The sequence below is a fragment of the Pseudoclavibacter sp. RFBA6 genome (assembly GCF_002931575.1).
Lineage (GTDB): Bacteria > Actinomycetota > Actinomycetes > Actinomycetales > Microbacteriaceae > Pseudoclavibacter > Pseudoclavibacter terrae.
Genome location: NZ_PSUA01000005.1, coordinates 121,422 through 147,698, shown reverse-complemented (window position 1 = coordinate 147,698; position 26,277 = coordinate 121,422). Strand labels below are relative to the sequence as shown.

At 64.3% G+C, this 26,277-nt stretch carries 27 protein-coding genes and 1 pseudogene; 16 read left to right on the top strand and 12 right to left on the bottom strand.

Features of this window, described 5'->3' with window-relative positions:
* Positions 1 to 85: 85 nt before the first annotated feature.
* Together C5C17_RS03575 and C5C17_RS03570 are read right to left on the bottom strand one after the other, a co-directional pair.
* Complete coding sequence (locus C5C17_RS03575) at positions 86 to 751, bottom strand: recombinase family protein (protein ID WP_104252008.1); 666 nt, start codon at positions 749 to 751, stop codon at positions 86 to 88.
* A 199-nt stretch (positions 752 to 950) separates the two neighbouring features.
* Positions 951 to 1,847, bottom strand: a complete 897-nt coding sequence (locus tag C5C17_RS03570) for a hypothetical protein (RefSeq protein ID WP_146079069.1) — start codon at positions 1,845 to 1,847, stop codon at positions 951 to 953.
* A 373-nt stretch (positions 1,848 to 2,220) separates the two neighbouring features.
* Here C5C17_RS03570 and C5C17_RS18325 point away from each other — a divergent pair, with 373 nt between their 5' ends.
* Positions 2,221 to 2,877 (top strand): hypothetical protein, encoded by a 657-nt coding sequence (locus C5C17_RS18325; protein ID WP_146079068.1) that lies wholly within the window; start codon positions 2,221 to 2,223, stop codon positions 2,875 to 2,877.
* Between the two features lie 166 nt (positions 2,878 to 3,043).
* On the opposite strand, the gene C5C17_RS03565 is transcribed toward C5C17_RS18325, so the two are convergent.
* The 4 genes from C5C17_RS03565 to C5C17_RS03550 all read right to left on the bottom strand — a co-directional run bounded on the left by C5C17_RS03565 (position 3,044) and on the right by C5C17_RS03550 (position 6,781).
* On the bottom strand, positions 3,044 to 3,712 hold the full coding sequence (locus C5C17_RS03565; RefSeq protein ID WP_104252006.1) for a response regulator transcription factor: 669 nt from the start codon (positions 3,710 to 3,712) through the stop codon (positions 3,044 to 3,046).
* Positions 3,709 to 4,908, bottom strand: a complete 1,200-nt coding sequence (locus C5C17_RS03560) for a sensor histidine kinase (RefSeq protein WP_146079067.1) — start codon at positions 4,906 to 4,908, stop codon at positions 3,709 to 3,711. The genes C5C17_RS03565 and C5C17_RS03560 overlap by 4 nt, the downstream gene beginning before the upstream one ends.
* 101 nt (positions 4,909 to 5,009) lie before the next feature.
* Positions 5,010 to 5,855, bottom strand: coding sequence for an ABC transporter permease subunit (locus C5C17_RS03555; RefSeq protein ID WP_104252004.1), 846 nt, complete (start codon positions 5,853 to 5,855; stop codon positions 5,010 to 5,012).
* Positions 5,852 to 6,781: an ABC transporter ATP-binding protein gene (locus tag C5C17_RS03550; protein WP_104252003.1), complete on the bottom strand. Its 930-nt coding sequence runs from the start codon at positions 6,779 to 6,781 to the stop codon at positions 5,852 to 5,854. Before C5C17_RS03550 ends, C5C17_RS03555 begins: the two co-directional genes overlap by 4 nt.
* 270 nt (positions 6,782 to 7,051) lie before the next feature.
* Between C5C17_RS03550 and C5C17_RS03545 the strand changes: the two genes are divergently transcribed.
* The 4 genes and pseudogenes from C5C17_RS03545 to C5C17_RS18890 all read left to right on the top strand — a co-directional run.
* Positions 7,052 to 7,645, top strand: coding sequence for a recombinase family protein (locus C5C17_RS03545; protein WP_104252002.1), 594 nt, complete (start codon positions 7,052 to 7,054; stop codon positions 7,643 to 7,645).
* A 308-nt stretch (positions 7,646 to 7,953) separates the two neighbouring features.
* Positions 7,954 to 8,139, top strand: coding sequence for a hypothetical protein (locus C5C17_RS03540; RefSeq protein WP_104252001.1), 186 nt, complete (start codon positions 7,954 to 7,956; stop codon positions 8,137 to 8,139).
* Between the two features lie 168 nt (positions 8,140 to 8,307).
* The gene (locus C5C17_RS03535) at positions 8,308 to 9,438 is read left to right on the top strand and encodes an HNH endonuclease (RefSeq protein WP_258065875.1); all 1,131 of its coding nucleotides are present in this window, start codon (positions 8,308 to 8,310) and stop codon (positions 9,436 to 9,438) included.
* A 96-nt stretch (positions 9,439 to 9,534) separates the two neighbouring features.
* Positions 9,535 to 9,938, top strand: a pseudogene (locus C5C17_RS18890) (IS5/IS1182 family transposase); the annotation flags it as partial.
* On the opposite strand, the gene C5C17_RS03525 reads toward C5C17_RS18890, so the two are convergent.
* From C5C17_RS03525 to C5C17_RS03515, 3 genes are all read right to left on the bottom strand, one after another.
* Positions 9,935 to 11,314 carry a hypothetical protein gene (locus tag C5C17_RS03525; RefSeq protein WP_219820464.1) on the bottom strand — a complete coding sequence of 460 codons (1,380 nt, stop codon included), beginning with the start codon at positions 11,312 to 11,314 and terminating at the stop codon, positions 9,935 to 9,937. The pseudogene C5C17_RS18890 and the gene C5C17_RS03525 overlap by 4 nt on opposite strands.
* Before the next feature lie 174 nt (positions 11,315 to 11,488).
* Entirely contained in the window at positions 11,489 to 12,232 is a 744-nt protein-coding gene (locus tag C5C17_RS03520; RefSeq protein WP_219820463.1) for a hypothetical protein, read from the bottom strand.
* Positions 12,233 to 12,740: 508 nt separating this feature from the next.
* Positions 12,741 to 14,279, bottom strand: coding sequence for a CitMHS family transporter (locus tag C5C17_RS03515; protein ID WP_104251997.1), 1,539 nt, complete (start codon positions 14,277 to 14,279; stop codon positions 12,741 to 12,743).
* A gap of 163 nt (positions 14,280 to 14,442) precedes the next feature.
* On the opposite strand from C5C17_RS03515, the gene C5C17_RS03510 reads away from it, so the two are divergent.
* Positions 14,443 to 16,074, top strand: a complete 1,632-nt coding sequence (locus tag C5C17_RS03510; RefSeq protein WP_308471303.1) for a sensor histidine kinase — start codon at positions 14,443 to 14,445, stop codon at positions 16,072 to 16,074.
* The gene (locus C5C17_RS03505) at positions 16,071 to 16,724 is read left to right on the top strand and encodes a response regulator (protein WP_104251996.1); all 654 of its coding nucleotides are present in this window, start codon (positions 16,071 to 16,073) and stop codon (positions 16,722 to 16,724) included. The genes C5C17_RS03510 and C5C17_RS03505 overlap by 4 nt, the downstream gene beginning before the upstream one ends.
* Positions 16,725 to 16,834: 110 nt before the next feature.
* On the opposite strand, the gene C5C17_RS03500 is transcribed toward C5C17_RS03505, so the two are convergent.
* Entirely contained in the window at positions 16,835 to 17,461 is a 627-nt protein-coding gene (locus tag C5C17_RS03500; protein WP_146079066.1) for a hypothetical protein, read from the bottom strand.
* Positions 17,462 to 18,128: 667 nt separating this feature from the next.
* Between C5C17_RS03500 and C5C17_RS03495 the strand changes: the two genes are divergently transcribed.
* Complete coding sequence (locus tag C5C17_RS03495; RefSeq protein WP_104251994.1) at positions 18,129 to 18,782, top strand: hypothetical protein; 654 nt, start codon at positions 18,129 to 18,131, stop codon at positions 18,780 to 18,782.
* A 9-nt stretch (positions 18,783 to 18,791) separates the two neighbouring features.
* Here the strand turns inward: C5C17_RS03495 and C5C17_RS03490 are convergent, their stop codons facing one another.
* A complete protein-coding gene (locus C5C17_RS03490; protein ID WP_104251993.1) occupies positions 18,792 to 20,168 on the bottom strand; it encodes an Imm61 family immunity protein in 1,377 nt (458 codons plus the stop codon).
* 333 nt (positions 20,169 to 20,501) lie between these two features.
* Here C5C17_RS03490 and C5C17_RS03485 point away from each other — a divergent pair, with 333 nt between their 5' ends.
* The 8 genes from C5C17_RS03485 (at position 20,502) to C5C17_RS03450 (ending at position 25,666) form a co-directional block, all read left to right on the top strand.
* Positions 20,502 to 21,041 (top strand): helix-turn-helix domain-containing protein, encoded by a 540-nt coding sequence (locus C5C17_RS03485; RefSeq protein ID WP_104251992.1) that lies wholly within the window; start codon positions 20,502 to 20,504, stop codon positions 21,039 to 21,041.
* Positions 21,041 to 21,394, top strand: a complete 354-nt coding sequence (locus C5C17_RS03480) for an ATP-binding cassette domain-containing protein (protein ID WP_104251991.1) — start codon at positions 21,041 to 21,043, stop codon at positions 21,392 to 21,394. Before C5C17_RS03485 ends, C5C17_RS03480 begins: the two co-directional genes overlap by 1 nt.
* Before the next feature lie 46 nt (positions 21,395 to 21,440).
* Entirely contained in the window at positions 21,441 to 21,752 is a 312-nt protein-coding gene (locus tag C5C17_RS03475) for an ATP-binding cassette domain-containing protein (protein ID WP_258065871.1), read from the top strand.
* 230 nt (positions 21,753 to 21,982) lie between these two features.
* Positions 21,983 to 22,561, top strand: coding sequence for a hypothetical protein (locus tag C5C17_RS03470; RefSeq protein ID WP_146079065.1), 579 nt, complete (start codon positions 21,983 to 21,985; stop codon positions 22,559 to 22,561).
* A 26-nt stretch (positions 22,562 to 22,587) separates the two neighbouring features.
* Entirely contained in the window at positions 22,588 to 22,815 is a 228-nt protein-coding gene (locus tag C5C17_RS03465; protein ID WP_104251988.1) for a PLDc N-terminal domain-containing protein, read from the top strand.
* Positions 22,812 to 23,729: an ABC transporter ATP-binding protein gene (locus tag C5C17_RS03460; protein WP_104251987.1), complete on the top strand. Its 918-nt coding sequence runs from the start codon at positions 22,812 to 22,814 to the stop codon at positions 23,727 to 23,729. The genes C5C17_RS03465 and C5C17_RS03460 overlap by 4 nt, the downstream gene beginning before the upstream one ends.
* Complete coding sequence (locus tag C5C17_RS03455; protein ID WP_104251986.1) at positions 23,726 to 24,478, top strand: ABC transporter; 753 nt, start codon at positions 23,726 to 23,728, stop codon at positions 24,476 to 24,478. Before C5C17_RS03460 ends, C5C17_RS03455 begins: the two co-directional genes overlap by 4 nt.
* Positions 24,479 to 25,174: 696 nt before the next feature.
* Positions 25,175 to 25,666, top strand: coding sequence for a hypothetical protein (locus C5C17_RS03450; protein WP_146079064.1), 492 nt, complete (start codon positions 25,175 to 25,177; stop codon positions 25,664 to 25,666).
* Between the two features lie 81 nt (positions 25,667 to 25,747).
* Here C5C17_RS03450 and C5C17_RS03445 read toward each other — a convergent pair whose 3' ends face one another.
* Positions 25,748 to 26,251, bottom strand: a complete 504-nt coding sequence (locus C5C17_RS03445) for a hypothetical protein (RefSeq protein WP_181028470.1) — start codon at positions 26,249 to 26,251, stop codon at positions 25,748 to 25,750.
* Positions 26,252 to 26,277: the final 26 nt, after the last annotated feature.

Genomic DNA, 26,277 nt, shown 5'->3' with positions numbered 1-26,277 from the left:
ATCGAAGCGGAGAGACGCAGAAAATCCTACGACCGGGTCGCACCCGGGTGATTACTATTGGCTCGCTGCGAGCGGCGATCTCTTTCTAGATGCGCTCGATCGGCACGGTGAGTCCAGGCAATGATGGTGGATGTATGCCCGCCGTGATCTCCGGAACATCGCTCACCTCGGAAACCCGAGCGGTCTGGAGACGGCGGTACAGCGTCGCCCGCGAGATGCCGAGGTTCCGTGCGACCTCTGCGACCGGCACGTCGGCTGCGACCAGGTGAGCTGCGTTCTTGAGCTGGCGCTCGCTGATCTTCCGTAGCCGGCCGCCCAGGTCGGAGCCGGCGGCTCGTCGTTTGCTGACTGAGTCGAGGACGCGTTCGCGTTTGATCTCGAGCTCCATCTGCGCGAGGGCGGCCATGACGGTGAACACCATGGACCCCATCGGGGTCGATGTGTCCACGTCTCCCCCGCCCAAGTTCAAGACCCGCAACGCGACTCCTTCGTCGCGGAGCTCTTCGGCGAGCGTGAGCATGTTGCCGGTCGAGCGGCCGAGACGGTCAAGCGTCGTCACCACGAAGGTGTCGCCACGCACGAGCGCCTGTTGCAGATCCTCGAGGGCAGGTCGGGATGCGTTCGCGCCCGACGCTCCTCGATCGACGTAGAGGTCATCGGCGCGGACGCCGGCGGCGCGCAGATCAACTTTTTGTCGATCGGTGTCCCGGTGGCGGGTGGAGACGCGGGCGTAGCCGATGAGCTTGGTCATTCACGCACTACACATGTCGCAAAACCGACCCCTATGACACGTCTGCGGCGAGTCGGTTATGGAGCATAGTTTTGAGAATGTGACTCCCGTGAGATTCCGCCACCCACTCCCCCGGTCTGGTGTCTCACGTAGGTTGTCGCGAAACCCTAGGGTTCTGAGACGAGCTGTCCAGTCGGGATTTGTCTGCGATCCCAGTGGATCAGTGTGGGTAGTTCTGTAGCTCACCCTGGTCTGCCCATAGCATGACGCGCCTGGCGCAGACTGCTGCGATTTGTGCCTGATCTCGGTCGACGAGCTCCGCTCGGTGGGCAAAATTGTTCCTGAGTGGAAACAAGGTCACCAAATTGTCCCAAAGTTCTGGATTCTCGCGTTTGAGGGATATTCCCAAGTATTTTTTAGCTTTGGAAGAGAATAGACTTCGAACATCACCTTGTATTTGCTTATCTTCAGGGACCTCCTCCAGGAGTAACGCGCGCATACTCTCCGGGCATTTCCGGTGCAGAACACGTTTCATTTTGGCCTCGAGGGCCAGCGTGGAAAGGAAGAGGGAGAGAGCAGGGTTGCTGTCCCAGTTGTTCTGAGCGTAGTGCCTGGCCTGACCCAGGAGTAGATCCAGGTCCCAGTCGGGATTCAGCTCCCCTTGAATAGCCCGCCGGAAGTCCTCAGCATGAGGCTGCACTTCGGTTGACCATAGAATCATTGCAACATCTCTGTAACCCCGTGACCAGTCAAACCCAAGTGGAGTGACAAGACCATTCTCGTAAAATTCCACTGAATCCAGTTTTGGGAGAACCCCCGGCATTCCTGTTGTTGGCTGCGTGACCTTAATCATGTCAAGCGCGTCCTTCGTGACCCTGATTAAGATCGCGAAAGCCGAGCGGCGCGAACTGATGTCGTCGTCAAAACAGGTAACCCTGACGGTCATTGAGAAGGGCATAAATTGGGACCCGCGAGGGGAGGTTGAGGTAAAGTCGACAGTCACGGCGGATCCTTGGATCCGAGCCGAGATGCCGTCACGAACGTCCTCCCCAAGTTGCGGCAGAGTTCCCAGGGTTGGCCCAAGCGAGACAGTACCCACAACTTCGTAATGCGTCATGCGGTGACCGTACAACATGCGCGCCACCGACAGCACTGCCGCTTGCCGCTCCCGGAGCTCTCTGAATCGACGGGAAACGCGCTACCTCTCTCATTGCTGAGCGTGACTATGGCACTGCGATCGAGCATCGGGCGCCGGGACTGGCCGGGAAAATCATCCCCAACAACCGCGAAATCTGACAGAATTACTACCTATGCCACATCTTGAGCCCGCCCAAGCTCTCGCCACGACGGAGACCGCACTGCGGCAACTCATGCGGGCGGCTTACCACCGAGCGTACGGGGCGTCTTGGCTCGACCGCCTGACCTCGGCTGATCAGCGCGGAGTTTGGGCTACGAGACGAGCAGCCGAAATACCCAAAAGGCGCGGAGTCGTGCACCCTTCGGATTATGACCTTGAGTACAGTGAATTCTATGAATTGATCACAATCTTGAGTAAGGACTGGGAACCTGTCAGTGGGGCCCTCGGTAAAAAGTCATCAACGTTGCCACTGCTCGAAACTTTTGAGCGTCTCCGCAACACTGTGGGTCATAGTCGTCAACTATTGCCTTTCGAAGAAGAATTGCTTTCGGGAATAGCTGGCCTAATAAGGAATCGCGTGGTGATCAATTTGAGCACTTCTGATCCAGTGGGTGAATACTACCCCCGGATCGAATCCGTTCGAGATGGTTTCGGGAATTCTATCGAACCAATGTCTGCGGACGTCCGCGATGTTGAACTTGCAGGAATTAAGGATACTGGTCTGGTCGTGCGTCCAGGTGATGTGGTTCACTTCACTTGTGTCGGAGTGGATCCGCAGGGTCGTAAACTGAACTGGGAAGTGAGCGTTTCATCGGGAGGCGTTGAACGGGGAGTGTCAGAATCTGGCATGCCATTCGAGTTTGAATGGACAGTTCTAGAGAAAGACATCAGCGAGTTCACCACGGTTACTTTCGTTATGTCCGCGTCTGGCGCTAAGTACCACCGTGCTGGCAGTCACGATCATCGTGCTTTCTTTGCGTACAAGGCGCGCCCATCGGACCACCCTTAAGAAGTGACACAGGCATCTCGAGGGTCGTGAGGTTGGTAGCTGAACACCCCCTCCGAGAGTCGCTCCCCACCTCATCGTAAGAGGTGCCTCGTGAGACATCTCAAAACCTATGGGTTCTGTAACCTGCGTTGCGATGTTTAGTGCGCGCCGGTTTTGGCGCGTCAGGTCATTGGTTGGCAATAGCGAGTTCGTAGGCGCGGATCACGGCCTGCACGCGGTCTCGAAGCTCGAGCTTCGAGAGCACGCGACCGACGTGCGTCTTGACGGTGGATTCGCTGAGGTGCAGTGCTTCCGCGATCTCGCCGTTCGTCCGTCCAGCGCCGATGAGCGTAAAGATCTCTCGCTCGCGAGCGGAGAGGGTGTCGAGTGCAGGGTGCGATTGCTTCGGCTCTGCTCGTGTACCGAGACGCGGTGCGGCGATGCCGATGAGTTTTGCGGTGATGCGTGGAGACACCACGGCGTCCCCGGCGTGAACGGCGAGAATCGCCGCCACGAGCTGCTCGGGGCGGGTGTCCTTGAGGAGGAAGCCGACGGCCCCGGCTTCGAGCGCACCGAACGCGATCTCGTCGAGGTCGTAGGTCGTGAGCATCAGGACGCGCGTATCAGCGGCAGTCTCGGTGATGCGACGGGTGGCCTCGACGCCGTCGAGGCCGGGCATCCGCGCGTCCATGAGGACGACGTCCGGGCGCAGCCGCGCCACGGCACCGACCGCCTGGACCCCGTCCGCTGCCTCTCCGACGACGACCAGTCTCGGGTCGGCTTCGAGCACCAGACGGAAGCCGTATCGGACGAGCTCCTGGTCGTCGACGAGGAGCACCCGGATCGCGTCACTCATGACGTCCCCTCTCTCAGGGGCAGTTTCGCCAGGACCCGCCAGCCGCCGCCGGGCTGCGGACCCGTCTCGAGGGTGCCATCGAACATCGTCACGCGCTCGCGCATGCCGATGATGCCCCTCCCGACGCTGTCGGCATTCGGCAGCGCAGGCTGCGACCGATCTCGCACGTCGATGACGACCTCCTCCCTCGACCACGTCACCTCGGCAGTGACCTGCTCCAGCTCGCGACTGTGGCGGAGCGCGTTGGTGAGCGACTCCTGCACGATGCGGTACACGGTGAGGCCGACTGCGGGGTCGGCGGTCGGCTCGCCACGCTCTTCCAGTCGCGCTGGAAGTCCGGCGGCGACGAACTCTTCAATGAGCGCTCCGAGCTGCCCGGCGCCGGGTTGTGGCGGCAGGGGCGGGCTCGCGGGCGGCGCCTCGCGGACCGATCCGAGCAGGCGGCGCACCTCGGTGAGGGTTCGGCGACCAGTCTCCGCGACCCGCCCGATGGCTCGTCGCGATTCTTCCGGTCGGTCCTGGACCGCCGCCTGTGCGCCGTCAGACATGGCGATCATGACCGACAGGCTATGCGCGATGACGTCGTGCATCTCCCGGGCGATGCGCTCGCGCTCGCGCGCGCTCGCGATCTCCGCCTGCTGGTCCCGCTCCCTGGCGAGCTGCTCCGCGCGTTCGAGGAGCGAGGCGACGTATCTGCGCCGCTGCCCCACGCTCGTCCCTAGCAGTGCGGTGACGAGGAGCACGACCGCGATGGCGCCGTAGGCGAGGAGCCAGTCGAACGTCGCGTTTCGAGGCGTCAGCGGCGGCGACCCCCACAGGGATGGACCGGAGGCGAGGCGTATGACGAGGACCTGCGCGCCGACCGCCCCGAAGGCCATCGTCACGGCCGTGCACATCCATGCGACAGGAGCGGGGCGGCGGACACCGACCCCGTACAGCGTAATGACGGGGAGCAGCGCCTCCGCCCCGGTGCCGAACGCGAGCGAGAGCAGCGCAAGCAGCAGGGCGCAGATGAACGTCGCCAGCTGGTGCCTCACACGCGCGATCAGGCAGGCGGTGCCGCCCCCTCCGAGCAGAGCCGGGATCCACCAGGGGGTTCCGAACCGCGGTTCCATGGAGACGACGCAGAGCCCGAGAGCGACAGCCGCGTAGAGGGCGACCGGCGCGACGCTCGCAGTCCTGGGGCGTCGGCGCACGAACTGCAGGATTCCGCTCAGCGACGCTCCCCGAGCGGTTGGAGCGGTCGGAGCGGTCGAGGACTCTGCATCGGGAGGATGCGTTCTGCGCGAGCTCGAGTTCACACGTCCCTCCGGCGGATCGCGACGAGTCCGGCGAGGAGCGCCGCGAGGGCCCAGACCGTCGCAGTGATCCACCCGCCGGCCGGGCTCAGATACTGCGAGCTCGCATCGGCGAACCCCATCGTCGGGTCACCGATGCGGACCATCGAGTCGCCCGCGTGCGAGAGCATGTAGAGGCGGATGGTGCGGACGAGCTCTGAAGTGGGGAGCACGGACGTGAGAATGGGGGCGAGCAGCGTCGTGCAGAACACGACGATCGCCCCTCCTGCCGCCGAACGCAGCAGCGCACCCACTCCGACACCGAACACGGCACACAACCCTACATACACGGCCCCGCCCACGATCGCGAAAAAGAAGCCGGGCTCGGTCAACTCCGTCTGGATGCCGTACCCCGCGTAGATCGGGTAGGTCGCGGCCCAGGAGCCCAGCAGCGCGATGAATGCAGTAACCGTGACGGCGGGGAAGAGCACGAGCGCCTTCGCAACGATGATCGGGCTGCGGCGTGGGACGGCGATGAGGGTCGGCTGGATGGTTCCAGACGAGTACTCGGCGCTGATCGCGAGCACGCCGAGGACGCCGGCGATGATCTGCCCGAAGAGGACGGTTCCGAGCGTGATCGCGTCGAGGGAGAAGGCCACCGAGTGCGCGGACGGAACGCCGCCGGACTCGAGCGTCACCGCGAACAGGACGCTCACGCCGAGCCCCAGCACCAGCAGTGCGGCGGCGAGGAGCGCGGTCGAGCGCAGACTCGTCAGCTTGATGAGCTCAGATTCGAGCACGTGCCGGAATCGAGGTCCGACCGGGGCGTGGATGTGCCCCTGCCTGACGCGGGTCGGTGCGCTCATCGGCCCATCACCCCACCCAGGACCTGCGTCGACCGGTACTCGACCTGTTCAGCAGTCAGGGCGAGATACGCCTCTTCGAGCGTGCCCGTCCGTGTTGCAACCTCGTGCAGCACGATGCCCGCGTCTGCGGCGACGACCGCGACCTGCTCGGCCGTGAGTCCGACGATCTCCAGGGCAGCATCAGGCTTCATGGAGACCGATGCGGCCGAGCCGGAGAGGATCGCCGTGAGCTTCTGGGGGTCTCGCGTGCGGACGCGCACCACGGAGCGGGTCGCCCCGGCGACGACTTCACCGATCGGACCATCCGCGAGGATGCGGCCGCGGCCGATGACGATGAGACGGTCAGCCGTCTGGGCCATCTCGCTCATGAGGTGCGAGGAGAGCAGCACGGTCCGCCCCTCGTTCGCGAGGGTCCGCATCAAGGTCCGCACCCACAGCACACCCTCGGGGTCGAGGCCGTTGACGGGTTCGTCGAGGATGATCGTCGCCGGATCGCCGAGCAGCGCCGCTGCGATGCCGAGCCGCTGCCCCATCCCGAGCGAGAAGCCGCCCACCCGCTTGCCCGCGACGCTGTCGAGCCCGGCCATGCCGATGACGTCGCGGACTCGTCCTCTGCCGATGCCGTGCGTCGCCGCGATCGAACGGAGGTGAGCGTACGCGGTGCGTCCCCGATGGGCGGCCTTCGCGTCCAGCAGCACCCCGACTTCCCGCAGCGGCGCCCTGTGCTCCGCGTACGGGCGGCCGTTGACCAGCGCCGCACCGGAGGTGGGCCGATCGAGACCCACGATCATCCTCATCGTCGTGGACTTCCCGGCGCCGTTGGGCCCGAGGAATCCCGTCACCAGTCCCGGCTCGACCGTGAAGTCGATGTCGTCGACAGCGGTCTTGTTCCTGTAGCGCTTCGTCAGCGATTCCGCAGTGATCATTCGTGGTCCTTTCCGACTCACGAGGACACTAGGAGCGGGCAGGGAGAAGCCGCATCGGACTGGGGGACCGAACCGGGACACGCAGTGGTACCCAGGTGCCACTCCCCCTGGTGCAGTGAAAACCATTAGGTTTTCGAGACACCGTGGCTGCGTGTTCATGGTGCGACCGCTCCCCCGTGAATCTGGGGCCGAGCTTGTCTCGAAAACTCATCTCATCATGAATCGTCTCAGCCGGCACGCGCGATGGGGTTTCTGAGGCAAACTGTCCGAGTGAGACTTCTCGGCTACACCCGCGTCAGCACCGCGACTCAGGATGCGCAGCTCCAGCTCGATGCGCTCGTCGGTGTCGGCGTGCAGAAGCGCGATGTCTTCGACGACGTGACGTCCGGGAGTCGGACTGCGATCGAGCGTCCGGGCATGAAGCGATTGCTTGAGCATGCGGAGGCCGGCGACACGGTTGTGGTGTGGCGCGTTGATCGCTTGGGCCGCTCGCTCATCGACGTACTCAACACCGTCAACCTCTTGCGGGAGCGCGGCATCAACGTGCGCTCCGTCTCGGACGGCATTGATCCCGCGACGTCCACGGGCCGGCTCATGTTGAACATGCTCGCCACCCTCGCCGAGTACGAGCGTGAGCTCATCGTCGAACGCGTGAATGCTGGCATCGCCGCGGCCCGCCAGAACGGCACGAAATTCGGCCGACCCCTCTCCGATCCTGTTCAGGTTGCGGAGAAGCTTCAAGTCGTGGCCGACGCGCGCAAGCGTGGGCGTACGGCTGCAGAGGCAGCTCGTCTTGTCGGGTGGAGTCGTGCGACGCTTTACCGGCATCAACGCTCCCTCGCTGCCCAAATCAGCGAAGGCTGAGCCCGCGCTCTCTCAGAGCTCAGTTGTCCACTCCCCAGGCCGTGCAACCGTAAGGCACCGCAGGTAGCAGCGTTCTGCGGCGCATCCTCATGCGGCTCCGCGCGCCCACCGACTGACTGTGCCCGTGCTGCTTCTCCCGATGCCCACCCTGCGCGTCAGCTCGCGCGGACGACGACCATGAACGTTGTCGTATGCGGCGCCGAACTGATGCCGTGATGTGTGATGATGCACGGAAGCTGGCCTCGCCGAATAGTGATTTGTTCCCCTAGTGCGAGTAGACGCGATACGCACATGAGAAAGGTCTCGGGGTGCCCCTGAGTGACGATCGAGGGACTCCGGCCGAGCAACGCGCGACCCGGCGCCGTCGACGCATCAGCACGCGGTACTGGGATGCGTATGCACGCCGCACCATGCCGACTGAGGCGCTCCTCATTGGCGGTACCCTGCTGATCGTTCTTCTCGGCGCGGGCGTCGCCCTCATCGCGTTCCTCTGATCCCAGAAAACAAAGCCTCCATCTGCTCACCCAGTTACCGGATCGCGACACCATGGGGTGGTGTAAGGGCCCGATGTCGTCTTAGCCGGTCGGGGAGTACGAGACCCGGCGAGACCGCATCACCGCCGCGCAAAATAAGCTCACCATGTCGCAGCTCAACGATGACTTGTGAGCGCGTCTCAGGGCGATCGGGGCAGAGCTGCGGAGAGTGAGCGGCCCCGTCATTGTCGGGGGTGCTCGATAGTCTGGGAACAGACTTCACGAAACGAAAACACCGAGCTCTACTCAGGAGAAATACTAATGCCCAAGTGGTTATTCATCACGCTACTCATCGCGCTGCCGCTCCTCTTCGGTATAGTCCACCCGATTCTGTTCGTTCTCGCCCTCGTCGGGGTGCTGATCGCGAACCCGATCATCTGGAAGTACCGGAAGAACAAGTACTTCAACGGTGAAGAGTTCCAAGGGCTCCGCGCTCAGATTGCCTCGGTCGTCGCCGAGCACAACGAGGTCGTGAACTACGTCGCGGAGATTCGCGGCCAGGGCGCATTCGAGCTGGGTAGGTCGTCCACCGGACAGTACGCGCACCTCGCGAACTTTGAGAACACGTCGAACTGGAATTACCAGCGCGACCGCAACGTGGCCGAGTACGCGCCGCACGTCCACAACGCATCGCTTCAGGTCCTGCGCAACGCGAGCATGGAACCGATCAAGTACCTGATGAAGTATTTCGAGATCAGAGCAGACCAGGAGACCTTAGCCGACGTGCAGCGGGTGGCGGAGGACATCTCGCGGCTGGAAGAGGCCGTCGCCAATGTGCAGCGCCGCGAGGCTGACATTGTCGCGATGATCAGCCCTCCCGCGTTCATCCTCCGGCGGTACGCGGACGAGTTCTGGAGCCTCGTCGGCGTGCACCTCTCGCCAATCACGGTGCCCTACCCGAACTACAAGTTCCAGTACGTATCTGCCGGCGGTAACAGTGGCCAGACGGTGAACATCGACCTGAACACCCCGACCCTCGACGCTCTCTCAGCGACGCTTGTGCAGAAGATACGCTGGGCGAAGTCGGCTGCTGGTCAGCGTGCGCTCATGACCGCCCACCTGCGCGGCTGGATCAAGAATCGTGACCACCACACCTGCCAGAACCCCGCGTGCGGCGTCTCGGTCGCTGTCGAGCCGAACCTTCTCCTCGAGATTGATCACATCGTGCCGGTGTCCAGGGGTGGTCTCAGCAAGCCCGAGAACCTTCAGACGCTGTGCTGGCGTTGCAACCGCACCAAGGGTGCAAAGATGCCCGCCTGATCCCGCATCCATCAGCCCGATCGCCCTACGGGAGGGGACCCCTCGGCCGTGGTTTCCCGTGGCGGTGTGCCTACTGGGGTCCACGTGAATAATTAAGGCCCTGGGCGAAAGCGATCACATTGCCGACAGCTCGTCGACGGGACCGGGCTGCCGCTCGCGATCCTGGACACGCTGGCCAAGCGGGAGGCTCTCCCATGTCTCTGCTGGAGCAGTTGCGCTTCGCTCGCGCGCGCCTTCGTGGGCGCGAGGTTCGGTCGGTGGTTCCCGAGCCCGCGAACTACCAGGGACACCGGAAACCGCGAGGCTCCCGCGGTGGTCGGCCCGTAGATTTCGACCGAGATGACTACCACGGGCGCAAAGTCATCGAGCGCCGCTTCCGCCATGTGAAGCAATGGCGCGGACTCGCGACCCGCGACGACAAACTCGCCATCACCTACCGCGCCGCCGCAGTCCCGAACACCGTCATCGCACGGACCAAACGTTTAGGAGACACGTCCTAGTCGAGGAAGTATGCGAACGTCTTGGCGTGGGTATCCAGGATGTCCTCGGGCGCGACTCCGACCTCGAGGGCAAGCTCAACGGATCCGCGCAGAGCAATCTCAACGTCGGGCGCGAACGCTCGGTCGAGGACCTCGAGGTAGTCGGACATGCTCGTGTCGAGCTGTTGGGTGAGCTCCCCGTACTCGTCTGCGAGCTGCCCGGCGAGAGTTTGTTGTTCGCGCAGGTATTGCTCGATGAGTGCCGCTTCGTTTGCGGTGAGCGAGTCTTTGACGGCTTTGTACATGATGGTGCCGACGGTGTTGCCGATGACGGCGCCCAGTACGGGCACGGGGATGAGTGCCTGTCCGATGAACGAGGACAAGGCGCTCACAGCGGAGTCCAGGCAGACGAGTTCCGCGTTCTCGATGAATTCTGCTTCGGTGATCTCGCCTCGACGCAGTTGGTTGGCTTGTTCCGCGATCGCGAAGCTCGCGGTGACGACTGCACTGGCAACGGCGGCGGAGGTCTTGGTGAGGTTCGTCAGGGAGTAGATGGTGAGGCCGCGCACGCCGCCCTTGGCGAAGCCCAGCCCCGTGGAGCCTGCGATGTGGGTCCAGTCTTCTTGCGTGAAGTCCTTGAGCTGTGTCCCCTGCCGGCGCTTCTCGATGACGGCGAGCACGAAGGCGGTGCCGCCTTCGATGGCGGCGGCGCCGAGGGTCGCTTTCGCGCCTTCCTGCAGGTTCGCGCGATTCGCTTGCGCGGCGTCTGTGCGGAGACCCTGGTCGGTTGCTCGGAGGGATTCTTGCTCTGTCTCGAAGGTTTGCTCGTAGGCTCCGCGTTGCGCCTGCTGGTAGTCGAGTTTGGAGGGTTCGAGTGAATCGATGTCGACCGTGCCCTGCTCGAAGAACGCCTGAACTCGTTTCCAATCTTTGAAGGATGGCCCGTCGCCGGAACTGTTCAGGAGCTTGCCCGCGTCCTCGGGGCTCATGGCGTGCAGCTGCTGGATCGTTTCGAAGTGGTCTGCCGGGATCTGATACTTCGCACCGTTTTTGAGGAAGTCCGGGTACTTCTCGAGGTGGTCGGCGATCGCGCCCAGCCCGAGCCGACCTCCGGCGGCAACGAACTTCTGCTGGATCTCGACGCCATCCCGCAGGAGGTCCACCGGTCCGTTGTCGTTGACCCACTGGTACGCGGCTTCGCCACCGACGATCTTGCTGCGCGCGTTGCTGATACCGACTTCGGCGACCTCGGCGATGAAGCCATGCATGCCTTTAGTGCCGCCGCGGTTGGTTTCGATGACCTCGAGATTGATCTTCTTGATCGCCGAGTCGAGGGTGGAGAGCGCGTCCTGGAGGTTCAGGTCCTGCTGCCCGAGAGCACCAAGGAGGGTATCCAACCGGACTTGGTTGAGGTGACTGATCCAGGCGGCGACGGCCTGTTCCTGGCTGCTCTTGACGAGCCTGGGTGCGTCACTCATCGTTGCCGGCGGGAACAATGCGGTGCCCGAGCAGCGCTGCACACGCCTTGGTGTTGTTCACCAACGCTGCGAGCTGGGACTGCTGCGTCGAGGTCAGGGCACGGAAGTCAGCTGCGTAAAACTGCGGGGAGCGCTGTATGTCTTGACCAGGAGTTCGCGTATCGATGCGGTTCGCTGGTGGAGGTCGCCGATCTGGGCGTCCATGGTGCGCACGAGGGCGGTGTTCTGCATCACGGCCTTCAGTGCTTCCTGTTTCGCTTCTCGGTTCTCGAACTTCTTCTTCGCGAACAGCGCGATGGAGGTGAGCAGGGCTGCACCCGCCACGGTCCAGCCAATCGGGCCAGCGAGGGCGAGGAGCGCTCCGCCTGCCGCGGTGCCTCCCCCGCCGGCAGCGACCGCTCCCCCACCGAGCCATGCGATGGCTGCGTTGCTTGCGGCGGCGCCGGAGAGCGTGGAGATCGCTGTACCGGTGGATGCGGTCCCGAAGGTGGTTGCGACCCACATCGCTGCGGTCGGCGCGACGCTGGCGACCGCGGCCCCCGCGGTGATGCCCGCCCCTGCCCCAGCAGCTGACGCTCGAGCGGCTTGGAGGTCGTTCTGCGCGAATGCTTCCGCCTCGAGGAACTGCGCTTTGAGGATGTCGATCTCTTGGAAGTCAGTGTCAAACGACTTCGGGGTGTTCGCGATGCTGTTCACCAAGAACTCGACGAGCTCGATCAGGTCTGTCGAACGCTCGCGCTGCCGCAGGAGGGAGAAACCCTTATCGCTCATCGCGGTGAAGGCCGCGTTGTACTCTGCGATCGCGTCCTCGTACGGGTCTGACTTCGGAGTGTTCAACTTCTCAACGGTATCTACCGTCGCGTCCTTCAAGTCTCCAGCTTGCTCAACCAGTTGGGCTGACGCGTGGCGGGCGAACTTCCCAAGCCCACCAAACGCTCGCGAGAAGCCTTCCTTGGCTTCGTCCAGCCCGTCTTTGACGTCATCTGACTTGGCTGAGCTGTCCATAGTTGCCCCGTTTTCTGTTGCTGCCGATCGTCTGAATGAGCGTAGCGAGCACCACCGACGGTGCGTGGGCAATTTGCAGCCCGACTCCCCCAATCCCCAAGCCAGATTCGGCCTTGACCCCGGATTGTGGACGCGGGGGCTCTGCGGCTTCTCGTGCTTCCGCGGTCCGATCGGGGCGATTCAGTCGGCGTGCCGGAGCTGACTGAACGATTCGGGTGGTCGCATTGCATCAGCCTGGCCAGCAGTCGATGCGGTCGTGAAGCGGACGTGGGCCGCTTCTCGTCGAAAGAGACCGGCCTCGCCTGGCCCGGTCTCTTTCGATTTGTCCTGGTCGTTGCGGTTACGCGATGAGAGGGATCGCCCCGAATACGATCCCCACCCCGAGCATCACGAGTGACACCACGACCGCACGCCAGAGCACCTTCTTGTGGTGATCGCCGAGGTTGACGTTCGCGAGGGACACGAGGAGCAGGATGGCCGGCACGAGTGGGCTTTGCAGGTGCACCGGTTGGCCGGTGATTGATGCGCGCGCCATCTCGACTGGTTCGATGCCGTAGGTCGCGGCGCTCTCGGCGAGGATGGGCAGGATGCCGAAGTAGAACGCGTCGTTCGACATGAAGAACGTGAACGGTATGGACAGCACGCCAGTGATGACGGCGAGGAACGGCCCGAGTGCCGGCGGGATGATCGTTGTGACCCACCCGGCCATCGCATCCACCATGCCTGTGCCGTTGAGGACACCCACGAGCACTCCCGCGGCGAGCACCATAGAGACGACACCGACGATGGAGGGGGCGTGCGCGACGATCTCGTCGGCCTGCTCCTTGAGCTTGGTGAAGTTCACGATCAGTGCGACGGCCGCGCCGACCATGAAGACATAGGGCAGTGGGTAGAGGTCCATGACGAGGAGCACCATGACGGCGAGGGTGAGCAGCAGGTTGAACCAGAGGAGCTTGGGTCGCAGCGTGGCGCGGTTCGGGTCGAGCATCGTGTCGGCCATCGCGGTGTCCGACGCGTCGATGAGGTCGGTCACCGCGATGGGGTCACGGCCGCCGCGCATGGTGACGATGTTGCCGGTGCGCAGGCTCGCGGCCGCCCCCGGCTTCATGTCGGCGCCACGGAACATCCGCGATCCGATGAAGCCACCGAGCGCGCCGGACGTTTCCAAGCGTGAGGTGTCGATACCGCCGGCGAGGCGGCGGCGCTCCGACAGGCCGAGGAACCATGCGAAGCCGAGAGCGACGAGGAGGCCCACGGCGAGCGAGGGCAGCATCGGCACGAAGATGTCGGTCGGCTGCAGACCAAGCGCACTCGCGGCGCGCACCGTCGGGCCACCCCAGGGCACGATGTTGAGGGTGCCGTTCATGAGGCCGGCGACGCAGGTGAGCACGACCGGGCTCATGCCGAGCCGCAAGTAGATGGGCAGCATTGCCGAGGTCGTGATGATGAAGGTGGTAGACCCGTCACCGTCAAGCGAGACAGCGCCGGCAAGCAGTGCCGTGCCGAGCACGACCTTCGCTGGGTCGTCGCCGAGCAGGCGGGTGATGAACCGGATGAGCGGATCGAAGAGGCCGACATCGATCATGATGCCGAAGTACATGATCGCGAACATGAGCAGGGCTGCGGTAGGCGCCATGTTCCCGATGGCGTCGATGATCATGTCGCCGAGTCCGAGTCCTGCACCGGCGAACAGACCGAAGACGGTCGGCACGATGATGAGCGCGACCATCGGGGTGAGTCGCCTCGTCATGATGAGCGTCATGAAAGCGAGCACCATCGTGAACCCGAGCATGACGAGCACCCACTCCGCGGGTACGAACGCGGTCGCGTACCCTTCCTCAACTTCGGCCGTGCGCAGGCCCAGCGATACGACGTCCATGTCGACTCCTTTGTCGGCAGTCGCCCGAGGGCGCTGCAGGTGATTCGGTGACGCTACGGCCAACTTGGGGTGGTTGCCGGCTATCTCGCATTCCGCTGCGTTCTGCGCGTATCGTTGGTTCAGCGCATTCTGCTCACGCGCCTGTGCTGGGAGGGTGCTGATCGTGCGGTTCGCGACGAGGGTGCTCCTGCTGCAGCTCGCGATGGTGGTGACGGTCGTGGTGCTCTGCAGCGCTGCGTTCCTGGTACTCGCAGTGCAGCAGTTGCGCGCCGAGTCCGAGTCGACGGCGCTGAACATCGCTCGCGCAGTTGCCGAGGATCCGGATGTGCGCTCGCTCGTCGCCGAGTTCTCAGCCGATCCTGGAACTCCGACCGAGCTGGCCCTGCGCGACGGTCCGTTGCAGGAGCGTGCGGTCGCAGTCGCGGGTCGCACCGACGCGCTTTTCGTGGTGCTGACCGATGACCACGGCATTCGACTCGCGCACCCCGATCAGGACTTGCTCGGTCAGGTGGTGAGCACCCCGTTCGAGGCGGTTATCGGTGGCGACGAGGTGGTTGAGTGGGAGGTCGGAACCCTCGGCGAGTCGGCCCGTGCGAAGGTGCCGATCTACGCCCCGGATGCCGCGAGCGTGGTTGGGGAGGTGAGCGTCGGTTTCGAGCGCGCGAGTGTCTTCGACGATCTGCCGGCGCTGCTCGCGACGGCGGCCGGGATCGGGGTGATGGCTGTGCTCGTCGCACTGCTCGCGACGCTCATGCTTCGGCGCCGCTTCGAGCGCCTCACGCTCGGGTTGCAGCCCGAAGAGCTCGTGGCGCTCGTCCAGAATCAGGCGGCGGTGCTCGACGGGGTCGGCGATGGCGTGCTTGCTCTCGACCCGAGCGGCGTGGTGCGGGTCTGCAACGCTGAAGCGGCGCGGATGCTACGGCTGCGTGATGCGGTCGGCCGCACGCTCACCGAGCTTGGTCTGCCGGCCGGAGTGATCGACGCGGTCGCCGCCGCCGGGACGCTCACGACTGTGTTGCTCGACGATCAGGTGCTCTACCTCGACCGCCGATCGGTGAAGCATGAGGGGCGCCTGCTCGGCGACGTGCTCATCATCCGCGATCGCACCGATGTCGTGGCGTTGAGTGAGCGTTTGGAGACGGTGCGCGCGATGACCGGCGCGCTGCGCGTGCAACGCCACGAGTTCGGCAACCGCATGCACGTCGTCGCGGGGCTGATCGACGCGATGCGGGTCGATGATGCGCGCGCGTTCCTCACCGACCTCATCGGCCGAGGTGCGGTTGATGAGGTCGTCGACGGCATCGAGCTCGTGACCGACTCGTTTCTTCGTGCCTTCCTCAACGCGAAGGGGCTCGAGGCGAGCGAACGCGGGGTTGCCCTGCGCATCGCCGACGACACGCTGCTCGTCGGTGACCTCGACTTGGTGGAAGAAGCCGCGACCATCCTCGGCAACCTGATCGACAACGCGATTGCTGCGGCGGCGGGCGGCGGCGAGCCGCGCTGGGTCGAGGTCGTCGCGCTCGACGACGGCGACGAACTCGTCGTGACAGTCGCGGATTCCGGCGCCGGAATTCAGGACGGCATCGACGTCTTCAGTCGGAAGCCGGGAGACGAGACTCGCGACACTGTGCACGGGCACGGGATCGGACTTCCATTGTCGCGGGAACTCGCGCGGCGAGCTGGTGGTGATCTCTGGGTCATCGACGTCGGCGGCGCTGGCGGCGCTGGCGCCGTGCTCGGCGCGAGACTGCCAGGAGTTATGCGCACGAACAAGGACGGGGACCAAGCGAGATGACCGAAACCATCCGAGTGCTCATCATCGACGACGACTTCCGCGTCGCCGGGCTGCATCGCGAGATCGTTGACGAGCGGCCAGGGTTCGTCGCTATCGAGCCCGTGCGTGCGGCGGCGGATGCGGCGCTCGCGATCCGGCGTGAGGCACCGGACCTGCTGCTCGCGGACGTCTATCTGCCCGACGGCGACGGCATCGACCTCGTGCGCGCGGCCGACGTCGACGCATTCGTGCTGTCGGCGGCGACGGATGCGGCGACCATCCGACGTGCGTTCCGGGCCGGGGCGCTCGACTTCCTCGTGAAACCGTTCCCACGCCGCTCGCTGACCGACCGCCTCGACCGGTACGCGAGGTTCCGTAACCTCATCGGCGGCGATGGACCTCTCGAACAGGACGACCTCGACCGGGCGCTCAGCATCCTGCACGGCGCGAGAGACTCCGGGTCGCTCTCGCGGTCGGCGACGGAGGCGCTCATCCTCGAGCGGCTCGGGCTGGAGGAAGCATCTGCCTCGGAGCTCGCCGAGCGCGCTGGCATCTCGCGGGCGACGGCGCAGCGTTATCTCGCCGCACTCGCGGCACGTGGCGTCATCGAGGTCAGGCTGCGCTACGGCACAACTGGCCGGCCCGAGCACCGATACGTGGCAGCAGGCTGAGCGACCCGTGTTTTCAGTGACGACCCAGTGCGCTTGTCCCTACCACCCGCGGGGCGTGTAGGCGCCGGTGGTCCAGTTCGATCACCCGCTTGGCGGGCCCGTTCGACTCGTCAGTCTCCTCGTCGGCGACCCACCGTGAGGCCCGCACTGAGGGCACGATCGAGGTCGCCGAACGGACGACCGCTGAGCACGATGAGGGGCGCGTTGCGGGTGGTCTTCCGTCTGCTCCCCCAGGTCATTCCGACGAACGCCAGTTGGTCGGCGTCGGCGGTCCAGACGAAGACGACGCCGTCACCTCCGCGGGTCTGCTCCGGCAGCGGCACGTACCGGGTCGGGTCGCCGGATGCGAACGCCGCATGGAGCCGCTCGAACGCGTCCGGGCTGAGCGCGTGGTACCCCTCGAAACGCTTTCGGAGTGGCGTGCCGGTCTGCTCGCGAACCCACACTCGCGTCCAAGAGCCCGCGATCGCCCCGACAGCGAACACTCCGAAGGTCACGGCGAGGATGATGATCGCGATGGGGAGAATCCCCAACCCCCGCATCGCCTGATATCGCGGGCGCGACGCTTCCTCAGCGCTCTCTTTCGAGTACTCCATCAACCCGGCGAAGTTCACCACCGCCAATACCACGGCTGCCCCGCACAGCAGGAATGCGCCCGTCGCCACGATCGTGCGGGGCAGCGAACGCCGAGAAACGAAGGCAGGAGTCTGCGAGAACGTCGCGTCGTAGAGAGCCACACCCCAGCATCCCAGGTCTGCGGGCCTGCTACCTGAGCAGGCCGATCGGAAGATGCGCGGTCAATTGCTCGTAGCGGGAGGGACTCGCAGGCGTGACGTTGGTCAGCGCTCTCGCACTGGCGTGATCAGGACTCCGCCGAATCGCGCCTCGGAGTAGTCCCACTCGCGTCCATCAACCCACACCCGCGCCGAAATGCAGGGCAGTGGTTCGTGCTCGCCGTTCGGCCAGTGCAACGCGAACCCGCCGCCGTACGACGCGTTCGATCCAGCCACGCGTGCACCGTTTGCATCTACGGCGCGGGCCTCGCGTTCGAGGCACAGGTATTTGGGGTATCGATCGGATTGGACGACTTGGGTGCCGCAGTTCGGGCAGGGCTGCGTTCCGCGGGCACCAGGGAGGAACGGACTCATCTGACGAGCGTATGCCGAACGGCGCGCGTGCTGTTCGGCATGGCCGGTCGACCGACATCGAACGCAGCCCGGAATGGTGGAGACAGGTTTGGAGTGTCTCCCAATCTGGCCAAGTGAGACATCTCAAAACCCATGGGTTGCGAGAACGAGGGTGATCCCCACGAGTACGTGTTTCCGCACCACCTCCCGCTAGTCGTCGTGAACACACCGCCGGACCGTGTCCGCCCTAGGCCAGCTCGAGGGAGAGTATGGGGCGGTGAGCACCCATTTCGACAAAACGTTCCGGGCCGATCCGCGGTTTGCGCGCAAACGAGTCGCAGGTCTCACCTGGTTCGGGATCGCGCTCATCCTGGCGGGCTTCGTCTGCATCGTGTTCACTGCGCAGAACTTCATCCCTCTCGCCGAGTGGGCCCGCGAGGGAGGCGAGGACTCGGCACTGGTTCGCAATCGCATGGCGGGCATCACGCCGCTTGTCATGATCGCGATCGAACTCGTTGGCATCGCTTGGGGGGTGTACCTCCTCATCGTCGGCGCTCGCCCGTGGCATGTCGCTGCGACCGGGACCCGGCTGCGCAAGCGCTACTACGGCTTCCATCTCAGCGATCAGACCTTCTTTCACGAGGCGCACCGGCGATTCGCGACCGGTGATCCGTCAGTGTTCGCGCCCTTTCCTCACCAAGTAGATGGCGGGCAGACGGTCGTGATGATCTGGACAGCCGACGCCGACCAGACCGCGTTCGTCGGCATCTCCTGGGACCAGAATCGGCGACGCACGCACAATCTGCCACTCATCTCGAACACTGGCCCGCGCTATCAGGCACTCGACGCCGCGCTCCGGAACAAGCTGTACAAGCCGCTGCCCGACGAGCACAATCCACTGCTGCGCCCCGGCACTCGACCAGCAGACTGAGCCAGCCGATCAGCCGCCGAACGAGTCCAGCGGTGTCCGCTGCCCTTCTCGGAACTCGTCTAGGGCCCGCTCGAAGGAGTACGACGAGGACCGGTAGAGCACGGATCCATCGTGCGCGACGAGGATCATGCCGCCGCCACGAATCGATCGGAACACCGCGACTCCCCCATCGAACGGGGCCGCGGACACGGGATCTTCAAAGACCTTCCCCCGCTTCTCGTTGAGGGAGCAGAAGAGACGAAATCCCGAGTCCGCGAGTCGGCGGTCCGATGCCGAGAGCCGTCCCCAATCGACCGAGGGTGGCACGGCATCCCCACGGCTGACGGGAACGAGGATGGGCGATAGGGCCGGTGATCCCGCCGCGTCGAGGTACGACTCGCGGATCTCCTGCGGCGTCGAGCGCAGCAGGTGGGTGAAGTCGCGGGCATCCCTTGCTGCGGTGATTCCAGCATCGGCGATCTCGATGCCCCGTTCGGAGCCGTCTGTCCCGCGCACGGACACCCACCCGGGTGCGACGGGCTCAAACCGCAGGCCTTCCGCGATCTCGACGGGAGGAGCGGGCTCGACGAGGAGGGGGAGCCTGAGCTGGGGAGCGTGCCGGGCAGCCGGACCGAACTGCAGCAGCAGATAGCGCTCAACGTCTTCGGCGCCGCGAGCTCGCATCCTCGTGTCATGTAGGCCACGGGAGTACCGGCGGACGCACCACCATCCGTCAGCGTCCGAGACTTCATAGCCGGTCTCGAAGTCACCGACGAGCACCGTGTCGCCACGTGCGGTCACCTCGGCGCCGCCGAGCGCGACGAACTCCCGGAAGGCCGTCGAGAACAGCCACTCGGGCGACCACGACAGAACGACGGGCGGGTTCACCTGGGGTTGACCGACGTCGAAGACGGGAGATCCGTGTGGGTCCAGCAGTGCTCGTCGAAGGGTCCCGAGGGGCACGGCCATGAGGTGACTGAACGTTCGGGGCTCCCAGGGAACCCCGCGAAGGAAGATCACTGTTCGGCTCGGATCGGCCACGCTCCAGAGACGAACGTTTCCCTTGCCGTCGGTCGCCGACTCGGTGCCAGCGGCGAGCGCTGGCTGAGTGCTTGTCGCCAGCAGCCCGAATCCACGCGTCCCCCGGACTGATGCGTTGCCGATGAGGAAGGTCAGGTAGCGCTCGACGTCCTCGAGCCGTGACGCCTGAAACTCCGTGACATAGCTTCCCGATCGCGACGCTCCGGCCACCAGATAGCCGGCATCGCTTGATCGGACTCGGTGGCGCTCCTCGCCACCCCTGCTCCACACTTCGACGTCCTCATTGTCGCTGCCGACCGCGTACCCAGCCAGCCCGATGAATTCGGCGAACATCGACGAGGGACCGAGTGCGTTGAGAAGCGTCACGCAAGCGACGGTAGCGTGCCCGGGCCGAGGGAACCCTGCCGGGTCTACCCGACCCCACCGTGCCTCGAGTGCCTGCAGTCGAGGCTCATCGCTGGGGTTTACTCGGCCGCGTGAAGCAATGTGGTCGATGCAGCTCCTTGTAGGCGGTGCATCTGTCTCAGAACCTCCTTCGTCTCGAAACCCATCTGTTTCGCGAACCTGAGGACGGGGGGCTAGTCGGTCTGGGTGTGGGTTGCTGGATGGCGGCTAACACCGCGGGTCTCTGCATACTGGAGTCAACGCGTCATTGCCGGTTAGCGTTCGTATCAGTATTGATAATGATACTGTTTTAACATGGTCTCCTCGTCTGCGCTCTTCCATCCCATCCGGCTTCGTATCGTCCAGTCGTTGTTAGCGGGTGACGAGCTGACGCCTCACGAACTGCATGGGCGGTTGAGCGATGTCCCGATCGCTACCCTGTATCGCCATATCAAGCACCTGCTCGAGCACGAGCTCATCGAGGTCGCGGACGAACGTCGTGCGCGCGGTGCGAGTGAGCGTTCGTACCGCGTTAGTGCGAGTCTGGCGAACCCAAGTTCGGATGAGTTGCGGTCGCTGTCGTCTGAGGAGCTGATGACGGTGTTCACTGTCTTCGTCTCTGGGGTCATTCGTGATTTCGATACGTACGTGGAGGGTGAGGCGCGGGATCTCATCGACGATCGGGTGAGCTTCGCGCAGGCGGATTTCTGGGCGACTGATGAGGAAGTGGACGCGTTTTTCGCATCGGTCATGGAAGCGCTTGGGAAGGTTTTGGCGAATCAACCGGGTGAGGGTCGTCGCCGTCGCGCGCTGACGACGATCACGCTGCCCCGCCCCGAGATCGACGGTGTCTGATGTCGACAATCGGGCAGTTCACCGCAATTGCGGACGGGCTCGTGGTTGGGTACGGCACGACTCCGGCGCTCGACCCCGTGGACGTCCGTATCGGGGTCGGTGTGACGGCGCTTCTTGGGCGAAACGGCGGAGGGAAAACCACGCTGATGCGCACGATCTGCGGCATCATTCCCGCCCTTTCCGGCACAATCTCCGTGCTGGGCGAAATCATCGCAGACGGGGCCGCGGTACGGACGCGAGTGCGGTACCTCGGCCACGAGCTCGCGGTGGCTCGCGCTTTGACCGTGCAGCAGAATCTCATGTTGGCGCGACATCTCACGTGCATCGGCACGTGCCAGGATGCGCGGGATTGATGAGATTGTGGCTCAGTTCGAGTTGAGGCCGATCTTGCATCGGCGGGTGGCGTCCCTGAGCCGCGGACAGTGTCAGCGTGTCGAGCTTGCGCGTATGAGCATGAGCGATCCAGAGTTCGTGGTGCTCGACGAACCGCTGACCGGGCTCGATCCTCTATTCGCTTCCCAGGTCCGCTCACTTCTTCGTTCTTGGGGAGAGACGCGAACTGTGCTGTACTCCACGCACAGCGTGCCCGAGGCGTTGGCGCTCGCCGATCGATTCCTGGTCGTGCGAGGTCGTTCGATCGTGGAGCTCGGCGGTGATGGATTCGCTGTCAGCGAGCAGACCATCCTGCGGCATCTGCAGGTTGCCGCGTGACGGGGCGAAGGGTGCGTCGCTCGCTCGCGATCCGCGCGTTCACTCAGCGGGCTTGGATACAGCAAGGAGCCGCGCTGCTCTTGTTCTCGATCGGTATCGGGGCTGGGGTGGGTTTTCTAACGTGCCTAGTTGGGCCGGGAGCGAATGCGTTGTCCGGGGCGGACGGCTTGATACCTGCTGGACTGGCCGAGTTGGCGACGGTGCGAGATTCCGCGGGGGCAGTTCTTCCCGTGGCTTCCTTCGTGTTCTCGCTGACGCCCATTCTCCTGGGATCCCTTGTCTCGATCATCGCGACGTTGACGTTGCCCGGTGTCGTCGCAGACGACGTGCAGGGCGGTGGGATCGAAGTGTTGCTGGCAGGGCCCTTGCCGCGTCGGGACCTATTCCTGTCCTACCTCGCTGCCGGCTGCGTCCTTGCTGCCGTGTCGTGGCTCGCAGCGACGCTCGCATTCGCGGCGACGACCGCCGCTTCGCTGATTGTCACCTCGACGGTGGTGGATGTGACGCTCCCCTTCGTGCTTGCGCTCATTGTCCTCCCGCTCTCGTTGGGATTATGGTCTTCGGCCGTCACCCTGTTCGGCGCTCTCTTCCACCCGCGCAGTCTCGAATCGCGGGCTGGCATGAATGGTGGCCCGATACGACTTCTTGCGATCGCCCCCTCCCTGCTTGGCCTCCCTGCCATAGTGCTTCTCCCGGATCTGGCCCTCCCCGCCCTCGGGGCGATGTTCCTCGGCGCCCTGGCAGCCAGCTTGCTCACGGTTCACCTCATAGCGCGCGGCTTTCGAAGTACCCGCATCCTCGGCAGCTGACCACGTCTCCCCAGAATGGACACCCCATGAATCTCGACTTCGACCTGGCCGTCCCGCTCCTCCCGCTTCTTGTCCTCTTGATCCTGCTTCTTGGCTGGTGTCTCGTCGATCTGATTCGGCGCCCCGAGGTGCGATATCTGCCCAAACCGGTTTGGGGGCTGATCGCGATCGTCGTGATCCCGTTTGGCGCCATCGCCTACTTCATTCTCGGCCGTACTTCGGAAGCCCCTCTGAGCGACGAGGACCTCCGGTGAACACCAACAACGTCGCGCTCCAGGTCGATCGCATCACGCGCATCTTCTCCAACGGCACGGGGATCCGCGACCTCACGTTCCAGGCGAACAGTCAGGGTGTCACCGCCGTCATAGGTCCGAACGGGGCTGGCAAAACTGTCCTTTTCACCATCATCGCGGGGCTCGCCTCCCCCGATTCCGGACAAGTCGTGTCGCCACCCGGGACGCGAACGGCGTACTGCCCCGATGTCCCCGAGTTCGAGTCGTGGCTCACGGCCCGCGAAGTGGTCGAAAACTCCGCGTTGATGTCCGGTGCACGCAGCAGCATCGCGCCGCGGGAAGCCCTGCGGCTCTGCGGGTTGAAGAAGGTTGAGGCACGCCGTGTCGCGGACTTCTCTCGAGGGATGCTCCAGCGCCTCGGTCTGGCGTCTGCGCTGGTGCTGGATCCTGACGTGCTCATCCTCGACGAACCCAACAGCGCGCTCGACCCCATCGGCCGTGCGGACATCCGAGCTGTGCTTGAGGAGCAACGAAAGCACCGGTGCATACTCCTCTCCAGCCACCTACTCAGCGAAGTGGAACACCTCGCTGACCAAGTGGTAGTCCTGAACGAGGGGCGCCTGGTCTCGTCCGGAACGACGGCGCAGCTGCTCACACGCGCCGCCAGTCCCACCTGGAACATCCGGCTGACCTCAGCGCTCACCACAGAGCAAACGCGCACATCGGAAGAGGCACTCCGCTCACGATTCCCGACGGCGCACATCCGGTTCCTCACCGACGCGATCTGTCGGGTGCAGTTCCCGAGCTTTGTACAAGCGGACACCGAGCTCCCTCGACTGATCGCCGAGCTGCCCGCGCCACTCCTCGAGGTTTCACTCCAGGATCGAGATCTGGACGCCGCATTCGCTCGGATCATCGGAGGTACCCGCTCATGAGACAGACCATTCTTGCCTCCGCAAACACTGAGATCCGCCGCCTCACGCGGTCGGGGCTCCTGCTGGGTCTGATCGTCGCGTTCATGTTCTTCGGCCTGTCGGCACCAGTGCTCGCAACCCATATGCAGGAGATCTTCAGCGCAGCTGCCAATACCGAACAGATCAGCATGACCGCTTCAGCAGCCACCCCAGCCGACGGGATCGCGCTCTACAACCAGAGTGCCATGCAACTCGGCCTCATCCTGTCCGTTGCCACCGCGATCACGTCGCTGACGTGGGACACGAGACCCGGCTCGTCAATCTTCTACCGCACTCGCGTACGAACGCTCTCATACCTGACCGTGCCCCGCCTTGGGGTCGACGGGCTCGCGGCGGTGGCGAGCTACACCCTTGGCCTCGCGTGTGCTGGCATCGTCACCACTGCGGTCATCGGGCCGCTGTCCCCGACGCTCATCGCAACAGTCTGGGTTTCCTCATCGTTGTATCTCGCGATGGCCATGAGCATCGGCTATCTGCTCATGACCGTCTTCCGCCGAACCGCGGCAACTCTTGCAGTGTCCGTGGTCCTGCTCCTCGCGCTGCCCCTCCTCAACCAAGTGGGCGCAACAGCAAGCTGGACGCCCACGGCCCTTCTCGCGCAGACAGAACTCACTACGCCACCCCTGCTCATTACAGGAACCGTGATCATTGGTTGCGTACTGGTGGCAGAGAGGATCGCAAGACAACAGACGCTCCGTCGCGATGCCTAAACACCCTTCGAAGGAGGACGCTCTAATCTCCTTGGGCGGGAAGCGGCTATCCGCGTGTCAACAACTATTGGCAGTCCGAGACACGGTGGCCGCCAGTTGATGCCGAGCTGTCCCCGAGGAACTCTTGTCTGCGAGATCGGCACCGGGGGCGGTTCCGGCAGCCGGCATGTCTCAAAACCTTCTTGTCGCAAAACCCATGGGTTTTGCGAAACAGGGTGCTGGCGAGTTCTCTCCGTCATAATGTTGCGATGGTGAGCAGTGGACTGAAGAAGCGCATTCTGCGCCTGGCCTCCAGCTCGCCAGCGCAAGGAGATGCGGGCTTGCCGGCCTGGCCCTACGACGTCGACTTCGTGCTGAACGAAGGCCGGTCGAGGACCACCTCAGTCGGCACGGCCGCCTTGCGCGAGTGATTGCCTAGTCGGAGCATCACGGCGATGTCCTCGTAGACTCCCACCGACCGAGAACATTGTGCGACGGAGGCGCTTGTGCTGCCTGACCGACGTTTTCGTGGTCCAGCGCTGACCTGGATCGAGAATGGGTGCGGCTCTTGCCGTGCCCGGTGGGAGCGTCGCGATGCGCGTGAGCCACGCGAACTCGGCTCGGTTCCCATCCAGATGTCGGAGCACTTCCGCTGCGGATGCCAGGAGTCGAGTCTCCTCTATTCGTGCAGCAGCTGAGCCCGTATGATCACGCCTCGTGAAGAGCCTGAACGTTCCGATGATCGTCGATTCCAGCTCGTGGTGGGACAAGGCCGTCGAAGTGCCCAACATCGATCACGAACCTGCCGGACACGCGACCTGGCTGTGGGACCATCCATCGGTCTTCGACACCGACCACGACGAGACACTCCTGTTCGTGGAGACCGGACGCGGGGTTACCCGGTGCGGGACGGCTGACGACTTCAGTCAGGACGTCCTGTTCGAGAACGTGCCCATGGGATACACCAGCCTGACGCTGCTCGAGAAGCGCGCGGTTGTCATGGGTGGTCGTGTCTCGCGCCTGTGGCCTGGTGAACGTCGAACGCAGGGATACGTCGCGAGCACGGTGGATGCGGCGGGGCGGCCTCTCGGGGCGGGTCACGATTCAATCCTCTGGCAGAGCATTCACCGCGCGCTGCGATGGTCGGCGATCGTCCCGGACCGCCCGTTCACCGTCGGCGCCGTGCTCAGCTCACAGGCCTGGCACTGATCGCCGTCGGCTCAGCTTGGCGGCGCCCGCATACGACCGGCGGACGCTCGGCTTGGTGCGCCCGTTCGACTCGTCAGCTCGTTAACCGACGACCCACGGAGCCGTGAGGCCCGCACGGAGGGCACGATCAAGGTCGTCGAACGGACGACCGCTGAGCACGATGAGGGGCGCGTTGCAGGTGGTCTTCCGCCTGCTCCCCCAGGTCATTCCGACGAACGCGAGCTGGTCGGCGTCGGCGGTCCAGATGAAGACGACGCCGTCACCTCCGCGGGTCTGCTCCGACAGCGGCACATACCGGGTCGGATCACCGGAGGCGAACGCCGCGTGGAGCCGCTCGAACGCGTCCGGGCTGAGCGCGTGGTACCCCTCGAAACGCTTCCGGAGTGGCGTGCCGGTCTGCTCGCGAACCCACACTCGCGTCCAGGACCCAGTGATCGCCCCGACAGCGAACACTCCGAAGGTCACGGCGAGGATGATGATCGCGATGGGAAGAATCCCCAGCCCCCGCATCGCCTGATATCGCGGGCGCGACGCTTCCTCAGCGCTCTCCTTCGAGTACTCCATCAACCCGGCGAAGTTCACCACCGCGAACACCACCGCCGCTACGCACA